At 58.8% G+C, this 11,486-nt stretch carries 7 protein-coding genes; all 7 read left to right on the plus strand.

Annotated features, from left to right (window positions below; translation table 11 throughout):
• Positions 1 to 108 precede the first annotated feature (108 nt).
• The 7 genes from MRS74_RS16765 to MRS74_RS16795 all read left to right on the plus strand — a co-directional run bounded on the left by MRS74_RS16765 (position 109) and on the right by MRS74_RS16795 (position 11,358).
• Entirely contained in the window at positions 109 to 1,536 is a 1,428-nt protein-coding gene (locus tag MRS74_RS16765; RefSeq protein ID WP_254581423.1) for a sigma-54-dependent transcriptional regulator, read from the plus strand.
• A 445-nt stretch (positions 1,537 to 1,981) separates the two neighbouring features.
• A complete protein-coding gene (locus MRS74_RS16770) occupies positions 1,982 to 3,010 on the plus strand; it encodes a TAXI family TRAP transporter solute-binding subunit (RefSeq protein ID WP_254581424.1) in 1,029 nt (342 codons plus the stop codon).
• A gap of 103 nt (positions 3,011 to 3,113) precedes the next feature.
• On the plus strand, positions 3,114 to 5,252 hold the full coding sequence (locus MRS74_RS16775; protein ID WP_254581425.1) for a TRAP transporter permease: 2,139 nt from the start codon (positions 3,114 to 3,116) through the stop codon (positions 5,250 to 5,252).
• A 195-nt stretch (positions 5,253 to 5,447) separates the two neighbouring features.
• Positions 5,448 to 6,653, plus strand: a complete 1,206-nt coding sequence (gene lhgD, locus MRS74_RS16780) for an L-2-hydroxyglutarate dehydrogenase (protein WP_254581426.1) — start codon at positions 5,448 to 5,450, stop codon at positions 6,651 to 6,653.
• Positions 6,654 to 6,754: 101 nt separating this feature from the next.
• Positions 6,755 to 8,971, plus strand: a complete 2,217-nt coding sequence (locus MRS74_RS16785) for an acyl-CoA dehydrogenase (protein ID WP_254581427.1) — start codon at positions 6,755 to 6,757, stop codon at positions 8,969 to 8,971.
• A 165-nt stretch (positions 8,972 to 9,136) separates the two neighbouring features.
• Positions 9,137 to 9,304, plus strand: a complete 168-nt coding sequence (locus tag MRS74_RS16790; protein ID WP_254581428.1) for a hypothetical protein — start codon at positions 9,137 to 9,139, stop codon at positions 9,302 to 9,304.
• Positions 9,305 to 10,947: 1,643 nt separating this feature from the next.
• Positions 10,948 to 11,358 carry an NUDIX hydrolase gene (locus MRS74_RS16795; protein ID WP_254581429.1) on the plus strand — a complete coding sequence of 137 codons (411 nt, stop codon included), beginning with the start codon at positions 10,948 to 10,950 and terminating at the stop codon, positions 11,356 to 11,358.
• Positions 11,359 to 11,486 lie beyond the last annotated feature (128 nt).

Below are 11,486 nucleotides of genomic sequence, written 5' to 3' on the forward strand. Positions count from 1 at the left end.
CAGGGTGTTTTTGATGCTCCAGCAAGGTACGGTTTTACGGGTTGATGATGCAACAACTCAGGGCTGCGCAAGGCAGGTCTCTGGCGGTTGCTATACAGGATGTTTTTGATGCTCCAGCAAGGTACGGTTTTACTGGTTGATGATGAAACCATGGTTCGCAAGGCAACCGAGCAATGGTTGCGCCTGTCGGGCTTTGAGGTTATCAGCTGCAGCGCAGCCGAGGCTGCGCTGGTGCACCTGCAGCCGGGTTTTGCCGGTGTGCTCGTCACCGATGTGCGCATGCCGGGCATGGATGGCATGGCGCTGATGCAGGAGGCGCTGGCGCGGGTGCCGGGTATGCCGGTGGTGCTGGTGACCGGCCACGGTGATATCGATATGGCGACCCAGGCCATGCGCGAGGGGGCCTACGATTTTATCGAGAAGCCCTTTGTTCCCGAACGCCTGGTGGCAACGGTGCAGCGCGCCTGTGACAAACGCCGGCTGATGCTGGAAAATGACCGTCTGCAGCACAACCTTGCATCCCAGTCGGGTATTGATGCACGCCTTATCGGCCTGTCTCCGGCCATTGCGCGGCTGAAGCAGGAAATCCTGCTGCTGGCATCCATTGATACCAACGTGATCATCTACGGTGAAACCGGCACCGGCAAGGAGCTGGTGGCCCAGTGTCTGCATGAGTTCAGCAACAGGCACAGTCATCATTTTGTGCCCGTTAACTGCGGCGCCATTCCGGAGTCCCTGATCGAAAGCGAACTCTTCGGCCATGAGGCGGGCGCCTTTACCGGGGCTATGAAAAAGCGCATCGGCAAGTTCGAATATGCCGATGGCGGCACTTTCTTTTTTGATGAAATCGAAAGCATGCCGCCGCATCTGCAGATCAAGCTGCTGCGCACTTTGCAGGAAGGGGTTATCGAGCGTCTGGGGGGAAACAGCCCCATCGCCGTAAACCTGCGCGTGGTTGCCGCCGCCAAGGTGGATCTGCGGGTGGAAGAAGGCTTTCGCGAGGATCTGTATTACCGCCTCAATGTCTCCCAGCTGCACATCCCGGCGCTGCGTGATCGCTCGGACGATATACCGCTGCTGTTCGAATACTACGTCGAGCGCTGCGCCAGGCAGCACGAGCGCGAGCCGCGCAGGATAACGGATCTGGAACGGCGTACCCTGCTGCGCTACAGCTGGCCTGGCAATGTGCGCGAGTTGAAAAACATTGCCCTGCGGTTCGCACTGGATGCGCGGGTACAGCTGGCAGATCTGCTGTTTCCGGCTATCACGCCGATGCAGGCGTCGCGGTCGTTGAGCTCAGGCTCAGGTGCGCAGCAGGCCGGTAGCGGCTTGCAGGGTCAGCTGAGTACGCAGCCGCTTGGCGTGCAGGTCGGGGCCTTCGAGGCCGAGGTCATCCGCCAGTCGCTGCAGCGCCACGCAGGCTCGATCAAGGCGGTGATGGACGAGCTGGATCTGCCACGGCGTACCCTGAATCAGAAGATGACGCGCTACGGCATCAACCGCAGCGATTTTGTACAGGCTGGCTGCGAGGACTAAAGGGCCTCCATGGGAGCCCGCGGGCTCTTTTGAGTCGCAGGGGAAGGCCCCTGTAGCGGTCAACGAATACCGGTGCAAGACGCAGCTGTTCTCACATAAACCCTTAATAACCGCGTTATAACTCGCTGATTTCCTTCTTGTCGTGGGAAGTCGGCGGTTTTTTGCCTATACCTGTTGTACCCGTGGCCGAACAGGCGGCAACAGAGGGTTGTGGAGCGGTATTCGAGAGCGACTCGCGGGCGTTTTGCCATGAGTAGGCCATTTTTGGCCGACGATCGCCGCCCAGGATAAGCAAAAAACGGCCGATTGGAACTTCTGCTGACTGATGATTTCTGAAAAACTCCATTTATAACAAATGGTTAAAATATTATTCAGATTTGGTATCAGGCTTGCATTAAACAGTCCGGCAACTGTTTTTCCTATAACGACAAGAGAAAACACCGATATGAGTCTGACAAAACGCACGCTTCTGAAAGGTTTTGGATTGGCGCTGGTCGCCAGCACGCTGGGCACTGTCGCGACCCTGGGTCAGGCGGCCGAGAACCGCTCCTATATTCTGGCGACCGCTTCCACAGGCGGTACCTACTACCCGGTGGGCGTGGCGCTGGCCACCCTGGCCAAGGTCAAGCTTGAGCCGTCCATCGGTATGGCCATGTCGGCGATCAACTCGGCCGGTTCCGGCGAAAACATCAAGCTGATGCGCGAAAACGAAGCTCAGTTTTCCATCCTGCAGGGGCTGTACGGCGCCTGGGCCTGGGAAGGTGAGGGTGATCTGAAGAATTCCGGCCCGCAAAAGGGCCTGCGTTCAGTCACCATGCTGTGGCAGAACGTTGAACAGTTCGTGGTGAAGAACAAGTTTGCCCCCAAGGGCACCATCATGGACCTGAAGAACCTGGAAGGTAACAAGTTCTCCATCGGGCCCAAGAACTCCGGCACCGAAGGTTCGGGTCTGACCATTATCGAAAACCTTGGGCTGGATGCGGACAAGATGGACATGGCGTACATGGGGTACGGACCTTCTGCGGATGCGCTGCAGAACGGCACCGTGGATGGCATGAACATCCCGTCCGGCGTGCCGACCTCGGCCATTACCCGTGCCTTTGCAGCCCTGGGCAGTGATATCCGCATTCTGGATTTCACCGATGAGGAAATCACCAAGGCCAACGGTCGCTACAAGCTGTGGACGCGCTTTACCATCCCCGCCAATACCTATCCCGGCCAGACCCAGGATGTGCAGACCATGGCACAGCCCAACTTTCTGGCGGTGCGGGATGATATCCCGGAAGAAGATGTCTATCAGCTGACCAAAACCGTGTATGAAAACCTGGCCTTCCTGAACGGTATTCACAAGGCCACCAAGGACATGTCGCTGGAAAAAGCCATCGCCGGCCTGCCGGTGCCGCTGCACCCTGGTGCTGCGCGCTACTACAAGGAAGTGGGCATCGAGATTCCCGAGCATCTGATCGCTCAATAAGCGCCCGCCGCGCCGGAGTCCATCCGGTGCGGAATCTTTGCCTCTGTCGCAGGCGCTGCGTGCGACAGTTCCCGTTTTGGTTGTTAGCCCACGGATACTTCCTATGAGCACTGTAATCCCGGATACCGATCAGGAGACCGCGGACCAACTCAAGAGCCTTGAGCTGGCTCAGCGTCCTGCGGAGTCGTCCGTTGGTCGCGTGGTTTACTGGATCGGTGTGTTGTTCTCACTGACCCACATCTATTTCAATACCCTGGGAACCTGGTCCGAACTCTATGTATCGGCCATTCACTTTGGCGGCTTTGCGCTGATCTGTGCCCTGATGGTGCCCGGGTTCAAAAGCCAGAGCCTCGCCGGTCAGCGTACCGTGCTGCTGCTGGATATTCTGGTGGGCCTTGCGGCCATCGCCTGTGCGCTCTATCTGATCGGTTTTGAAGACGCCCTCTATGACCGCGGCGTTGAATTCGTCACCCTCGACTGGGTGTTCTCGCTGCTGGCGATCTTTATCGCCCTGGAAATGGCGCGGCGCACCACCGGCTGGTTTATTCCCAGCCTTATCGTGGTGGCGCTGACCTATGTATTCTGGTGGGGCCCCTTTATCGGCGGCATGTTCGGCTTTGCCGGCCTCAGCCTTGAAACCCTGCTGTACCGCTCCTATTTCGGCTCCGATGGCATGTTCGGCTCCATTGCCCGCATCTCATGGACCTTTGTCTTCATGTTCATTCTGTTCGGCGCCTTCCTGGTACGCTCCGGTGCCGGCGATTTCATCATTGAGCTGTCGCGCTGTGCCGCCGGTCGCTTTGTGGGTGGCCCGGGCTTTGTCGCCGTGCTGGGCTCTGGCCTGATGGGGTCAGTATCGGGCTCCTCGGTGGCCAATACGGTTTCCACCGGCGTGATCACCATTCCGCTGATGCGCCGCGCGGGCTTCCCGGCGCGCTTTGCTGCAGGGGTTGAAGCCGCCGCATCCACCGGTGGACAGCTGATGCCGCCGGTCATGGGGGCAGGGGCCTTTATCATGGCGTCCTACACCCAGATTCCCTATGTCGATATTGTCGCCATGGCGGCACTGCCTGCGCTGCTGTACTTCATGTCGGTGGGTTTCTATGTGCGTGTGGAAGCGATGCGCAGCCATGCCCAGTCGGTAGAACTGGATACCCGTCCGCTGAAGGAGGTGCTAAAGGAAGGCTGGCACTTCCTGCTGCCCCTGGCCGTACTGGTGGGGCTGCTGATTTACGGCTTTACGCCCACCTATGCCGCCGGTATCTCGATTATCTCGGTTGTGGTGGCATCCTGGCTGTCAAAGAACCCCATGGGGCCCACCGCGGTATTTGATGCCCTGGCCCAGGGGGCACGCAATATGGCGACCACGGCGATGCTGCTGGTAGCCATCGGGCTGGTGGTTAACGTGGTGGCCATGACCGGCATCGGCAATACCTTTTCGCTGATGATTTCCGACTGGGCCGGTGGCAGCCTGCTGATCACCATTTTGCTGGTGGGTCTGGCCTCCCTGGTGCTGGGCATGGGTCTGCCGGTGACCGCGGCCTATATAGTGCTCGCGACCCTGTCGGCGCCGGCGCTCTATAACCTGATCGCCGAAACCAAGCTGATTGAACTGATGGTCAGCGGTGGCCTGCCGGAAGCGGCGCGCATGATCTTCATGCTGGTGGACCCGGAGAAGGTGGCGCTGCTGGCGTCTCCGATGTCGGAACCCGATGCCAGAGCCTTGCTGGCACTGGTGCCGGCGGATTTTGTCGGTCAGCTGATGACCCAGGCGGTGGATCCGGTGGTGCTGTCCATGGCGCTGCTGTCGGCACACATGATCATCTTCTGGCTGTCGCAGGACTCCAACGTCACGCCGCCGGTATGCCTTACGGCCTTTGCCGCGGCGGCCATCGCCAAGACGCCCCCCATGGCTACGGGCCTTACCGCCTGGAAGATCGCCAAGGGCCTCTATATTGTGCCGCTGCTGTTTGGCTACACCAACCTGATAGGTGGCTCGGCGGAGGAGGTGCTGCGGGTGTTCGTGTTCGCGCTCTTCGGCCTCTATGCCTTTGTCGGCTTCATGGAAGGGTATCTGGAGAGCAAGCTGAACCTGCCCTTGCGCCTGGTCTGCGGTGCTGCCGGTACGGCCATGCTCTGGCCACACGGCATGTGGTCGGTGGATCTGGCGGGGCTGGCGGTCTTTATCGCGCTCTTTATGTACAGCCGTCGCGGTATTGGCGCCGCCGTCGTGACCTCGTAAATCAGCGATGCATAGATCAAGGCCGGGTTCACTGAACCCGGCTTTTTTGTACAGGGACGTACTTTACTGAAATACCACTCCTGCGTTTTCAGTATTTCCACCCTCCCTGGCGGTCATCCTGCGGGCACAGGGATGTGCGAAAGCAGGGTTTTACACAGACGCAGCGGGACTTTTTACCCAGACACAGGGCAATGCATGAACAATAACTATGATTTTATCGTTATCGGCGGCGGCATCCTCGGCATGTCCACCGCCTGGCAGTTGCAGCAGGCCTATCCCGGTCAATCGGTACTGGTGCTCGAAAAGGAGCTTGGGCCTGCGCAGCACCAGACCGGGCACAACTCCGGTGTGATTCACGCCGGCGTTTATTACAAGCCCGGCAGTCTCAAGGCACGCTTCTGTCGCGAGGGCAATGTGGCAACCCGGGCCTTCTGTGACGAGTACGGTATCAAGTACGACAGCTGCGGCAAGCTGCTGGTGGCCACCAATGAGGCCGAGTACCAGCGCATGCTGGCGCTGGTGTCGCGCTGCGAGGAAAACGGCATCGAGATAGAGGTGCTGTCCGAGACGCAACTGAAAGCGCGCGAGCCCAACATCAGCGGTGTGGGCGCCATCCTTGTGCCCTCCACCGGCATCGTCAGCTACACCGACATCACCATTCAGATGGGCAAACTGGTGGAAGCAGCCGGCGGTACCCTGAAGTTCGGTACCGAAGTGACCGCCATTGATGAGAGCAGCGATGGCGTGGAGGTGAACACCAGCGGCGGTACCTTCAGGGGGCGCTATCTGGTGGCCTGCGCGGGCCTGATGGCGGACCGGGTTGTGCGGCTGCTGGGGCTTGAACCGAGCTTCAAGATACTGCCGTTTCGCGGCGAGTACTTTTTGCTGCCGCCGGAACACAATCGCATCGTCAATCATCTGATCTATCCGATTCCGGACCCTGATTTGCCATTCCTGGGGGTGCACCTGACCCGCATGATCGATGGCACCGTGACGGTTGGCCCCAATGCAGTGCTGGCGTTCAAGCGCGAGGGCTATCGCAAGACCGATATCAGCCTCAGGGACAGTCTGGAGATGCTGTGCTATTCAGGGCTGCGCCGGGTACTGATGAAGAACTTCAAGGCCAGCCTGTCTGAATTCAGGAATTCACTGTTCAAGCGTGGTTACCTGAAACTGGTACAGAAATACTGCCCGCAGCTGCGCCTGGATGATCTGACACCGTACCCCGCCGGCATACGCGCCCAGGCCGTGACGCCGGATGGCGCCCTGGTGGACGACTTCCTGTTCGTCAGCACCCAGCGGGCGCTGGTGGTGTGTAACGCACCGTCTCCGGCAGCCACATCCGCCATTCCCATCGGCGCGCACATCGTTGCGCAGCTCAAGGGGCTGGTGGAGCCCTGAGGGCTGGCATTGATGCAGCGTCTGTATACCGTCAAAGCCCCCTGATTGCAGTGGAATGCGTCTATGCTTAGCTGAACATTCAGCGGCACAGAGGCAAGCTCATGCAGCAGACGCAAGGCGTTATCGGGCGCTGGCGCAGGCGTTATATCAGCGGGCCTGTGCTGCGGCGCATCAGGGCGTTGCTGCCGCCCATTTCGGATACCGAGCGCGAGGCGCTGGAGGCGGGCGGGCTCTGGTGGGATGCGCAGCTGTTGTCCGGTAAGCCCGACTGGGCGCAGCTGCTATCCTCGGGGCCGCCGCGCCTGAGTGACCAAGAGCAGGCCTTTCTGGATGGCCCGGTCATGCAGCTGTGCAGCCTGATCGATGACTGGGATCTTACGGTCGAGCAGCGGGCGGTGCCGCAGCCGATCTGGGATTTTCTGCGTCAGCAGCGTTTTTTCGGCATGATTATCCCTGAGGAGTTCGGCGGCCTGGGCTTTTCGGCCGCGGCCCATTCCGCCGTGGTGATGCGTCTCTCGACCCGCAGTATTTCCGTAGCCGTTACCGTCATGGTGCCCAACTCCCTGGGGCCCGGTGAGCTGCTGCTGCACCATGGCACGCCCGAACAGAAGGACTACTACCTGCCGCGCCTGGCCGATGGCCGGGAGATCCCCTGTTTTGCACTTACCAGCCCGCAAGCCGGTTCCGATGCCGCCTCCATGACGGACAGGGGCATTGTCTGTTATGGCGAGCACAAGGGTGAGCAGGTGCTGGGCATGCGCGTCAGCTGGGCCAAGCGCTACATCACCCTGGGGCCGGTGGCGACCCTGATGGGGCTGGCCTTCAAGCTCTATGATCCCGATCATCTGCTGGGGGACGTCGAGTCCATCGGCATTACCGTGGCGCTGGTGCCCACCGATACCCCCGGCATCAACATTGGCGAGCGGCATTATCCGGCGCTGCAGGCCTTTCTCAATGGCCCCAACGAAGGGCAGGATGTGTTCATGCCCATGGACTGGGTGCTCGGTGGCCAGGCCTGTGTCGGCCAGGGCTGGAAGATGCTGATGAGTGCGCTGGCCGCCGGGCGCAGCATTTCGCTGCCGTCCCTCAGTGTCGGTGCCGGCAAGCTGGCAGCGCGCACCACCGGTGCCTATGCCCGTATTCGCTATCAGTTCGGCCTGCCGGTGGGACGTTTTGAAGGCGTGCAGGAAGCACTGGGCCGCATGGCCAGCAGCCTGTACCTGATCGATGCCGCACGCCTGGCCACGACCCAGGCGCTGGATCAGGGCAAGGTGCCGGCGGTGGTGTCCGCCATCCTCAAGGTGCAGGCCACCGCCCGCATGCGCGAGATCATCAACGACGCCATGGATATTCACGGCGGCAAGGCGATCTGCGACGGGCCGCTGAACTATCTGGGCAATGTCTACCGGGCCATTCCGGTGGCCATCACGGTAGAGGGCGCCAATATCCTGACCCGCAGCCTGATCGTATTTGGCCAGGGGGCGGTGCGCTGCCATCCCTATCTGCTGGATGAAATGGAGGCCGCGGCAGAGCCCGACGCAGCGGCGGCCGTCGCTGCCTTTGATCCGCTGTTGCTCAGGCACGCAGGCTTTGCCGCCATGACATTGCTGCGCAGCGTCTTTCACGGGGCAACGTTCGGCTATTTTGCGGCGGTGCCGCTGGATGCCGCCGAGCTGTCGCTGCACTACCGCAGGCTCAGTCGTTTTTCCGCAGCCCTCACCTGGGTGACGGAAGTGAGCCTGCTGACGCTGGGTGGAAACCTCAAGCGCCGCGAAATGCTGTCTGGCCGGCTTGGCGATGTACTGGGGGAGCTGTTCCTGCTCAGCTGTGCGCTTAAGCGCTTCGAGGATGACGGCCGTGCCAGGGATGACCGCGTACTGCTGGATACCTGCATGCAGCGCGGTCTGGTGCGCATCGAACAATCCCTGCACGAGGTGATCGACAATTTTCCCTCCAGGCCGGTGTCCTGGCTGCTGCGCCTGAGTGTATTTCCGCTCGGCCGCTGGGCCTCAGGCCCGTCGGATGCGTTAACCTGCGCCTGCGCCGAGCGCCTGCTGACACCGGGGCCGGTGCGTGACCGCCTCACCCTGGGGGTTTATCCCGGCAACCCGGGGGAGGGGGTGGATCTGGTGGAGCAGGCTTTTGTGCAGGTGGTGGCAACGGAACCCCAGCGGGCGCGGCTGCACTCGGCTGGTATTGAGTCTATTGATGCGGCGCTGGAGCAGAAGCTGATTACGGTGGAGGAGGCCGAGGCATTGCGCAGTGCCGATAAGGCGATAGCCGAGGCGGTGGCGGTGGATCGGTTTGCGGAACTGTAACCAAAGCTTCCACCCTGAAGGATGCGCCCCTGCGGGCCTGATCGCAAAATGACGCATGTGCGCGCCGGCATACGGCCATGGATGGCCGCTAGCCAGAAAATGCAGGAGTCATTTGTTGCTCAGAAGGGGGAATGAAGGGCGTTCTGATAGTTTTGTAGCGATTTAATGAAACCGGCGCAGCCTGATTGGCTGCAAAAGCTTGCGGTGGTCGTAGGAGCCGCGTCCCGCGACGAAGCCTTTTCGCTGGGCTTTGGGCTCATTTCGCCGGCGCGACAGATCCTGCTCACACTCAAGAAGATACTGTTAAGCGACGGCCCGAATGCTATTGAATGAATGGCTGTAAACGGGTCGATTGTGGTTATTGGATAGCGCCGGTTCCGCCCTCCTGGGCGTGTTACTTTCTTTGCACGCGCAAAGAAAGTAACCAAAGAAAGGCGCCCCCGATGAAGCCTTTTCGCTACGCTCTGAACTCATTTTGCGGGCGCCGCTAATGCACATCCATGTGCTAATCGGCGGCTCGACAGTCCCTGTCTCGCCCCTTCGGGCCATTTCACAAAATGACCCCAGTGCTCGCCGGCTTCATAAGGGGGATTAAGCCCGCTCTGGTATTTCAGTCGTGATTAAATGATACCGGCGCAGCCTGATTCCCTGCTGAAGCGTGCGGTGGTCGTAGGAGTCGCGCCCCGCGACGAAGCCTTTCGCTGCGCTATGGGCTCATTCGGTGGGCGTACTGCCAGCCTGCACATTCATATGCCTAATCTGCGGCTCGACAGTCCCTGTCTCGCCCCTGCGGGCCTGATCGTACAATGACGTCAGTGCTAGCCGGCATACGGCCATGGATGGCCGGTAGTCAGAAAATGCAGGAGCAATTTTCTGCTCAGAAGGGGGAATGTAAGCCGTTCTGATGTATTGGTGGTAATGGGGTAGAGGGGCACTGGCTTTCGTAGGGTGCCAATGAGCCTGCGAATTGCACCGCGCGGCGGTACGCCGCCATGCCGGATGGCATAAGTGAAAAAAGCAGGAGTCCTTAGTGTCCTGGGTCGCGCTTGTAGGCGGAAGCTCTGCTGATTATTTCGAGTCTGCACTTCGCCTCTCGGCGACCTACTTTCCTTGTTGCGCGACAAGGACTTTTTACAAGGGGAAGTGTGCAAAAGAAACGCGCCACCCATCAGCCGGCCTTCGGCTGCACTGCGCGCCGGAATTATGCTTCGAACGCCGCTAAGGGGACATCCATGTCCCCAATCGGCGGCTCAACAGTCCCTGTTTCGCCCCTTCGGGTCTAATCGGAGCATAATCCCGGTGCTCGTCTGCTGCTGAGGGGGATTTGAAGCCGCTCTGATATCGCTGATGCTGAGTTGCAAACACATCGGCACGGTTAGTCGCTGTTGCTTTTTCAACCTTTCATCTAGTCCCTAGCCCCTGCGTTTTTTCCTTTCAACTCGAATCTGTTTTGGGCATTATGCTGTAGGCACCTAGGGATTATCGGTGCCAGATTTTGATCGTCATACAGTACATCGTCAGCTGAGCATCGGAAGCCAGGCTGGGTGAATTCCCCCATTCTTAATTCCTCTGTTTCCCTGGCTCTGCCTGCATCGCAGGTCGCATTCTGTCATTAGAAGGGCGGTAGCGTGGTTTTTAGCCACCTGCGCCGTTTTGGTGAGCGGGCGGGCGGTGCTGATTTCCAATGGGTTTCAAGCAGGATAAACGGCCCTGCAGGCCAGTATCCTGGCGTGTGGCTGAAAATTTGCTGATACTTATTTGAAATCATGAAGTTACAAGACATAGTCAAAAGTGGATATGAGGCTTGGTGATCGTTTTGTCGGATTCAGTGCGATTGAGCAGATGACCTGAACGGCTCATGCTATTTGGCTTTGCGCCCGTTTTTGACGAAAATCCCTCAGGAAATACTGGCCTCAGGCAAATCGGCCTCCGAGGCTACGATACAAATGTTAGCTGTCCATGAAGGGAGGTTCCTGATGGAAGTGAATTTTACTGGGTGTAAATTAGCTTATATACTCAAAGGTCAGCTTTTAGTATATAAGCGTGATAATTTTTCTCATATACCCTTCCCTGGTCTGTGGGACTTTCCCGGTGGAGGTAGAGAAGGGTCAGAGTCACCCGAAGAGTGTGTGTTACGAGAACTGGAGGAAGAGTTCTCAATTACCTTTCCTGTTTCGAGGTTCATATATAAGAAAATGGTTCCTAGTCACAGTAATAATGGAAATTCTTTCTTTTTTGTGGCTCAAGGTGAACAATCAGAAATCGATGCGATTACTTTTGGTGATGAAGGGCAGCACTGGAAGCTAATGCCAATAGAAGATTATTTGTCTCACCCGGAAGCAATACCTGCATTAATAAGTAGGCTAAACGGCTATCTTAACCAATGAAATAAGCTAACAAAGCCAAGCAGCATCGCGCACTTCGTGCGCTGGACCTCGCTTCGCTCGGCCGCTGTTGGCAGCGTTAGTGCGTCAAGCGAAGCTTGATGCATCTTGCAGGGTGAAAGTCCCTGTCG

The organism is Marinobacterium sedimentorum (genome assembly GCF_024267675.1).
GTDB classification, from domain to species: Bacteria; Pseudomonadota; Gammaproteobacteria; order Pseudomonadales; family Balneatricaceae; genus Marinobacterium_A; species Marinobacterium_A sedimentorum.

Coding starts and splice junctions, on each gene's coding strand:
- MRS74_RS16765 (WP_254581423.1), top strand. CDS start 109: ATGCTCCAGCAAGGTACGGTTTTACTGGTTGATGATGAAACCATGGTT.
- MRS74_RS16775 (WP_254581425.1), top strand. CDS start 3,114: ATGAGCACTGTAATCCCGGATACCGATCAGGAGACCGCGGACCAACTC.
- MRS74_RS16795 (WP_254581429.1), top strand. CDS start 10,948: ATGGAAGTGAATTTTACTGGGTGTAAATTAGCTTATATACTCAAAGGT.
- lhgD (WP_254581426.1), top strand. CDS start 5,448: ATGAACAATAACTATGATTTTATCGTTATCGGCGGCGGCATCCTCGGC.
- MRS74_RS16790 (WP_254581428.1), top strand. CDS start 9,137: ATGAAACCGGCGCAGCCTGATTGGCTGCAAAAGCTTGCGGTGGTCGTA.
- MRS74_RS16770 (WP_254581424.1), top strand. CDS start 1,982: ATGAGTCTGACAAAACGCACGCTTCTGAAAGGTTTTGGATTGGCGCTG.
- MRS74_RS16785 (WP_254581427.1), top strand. CDS start 6,755: ATGCAGCAGACGCAAGGCGTTATCGGGCGCTGGCGCAGGCGTTATATC.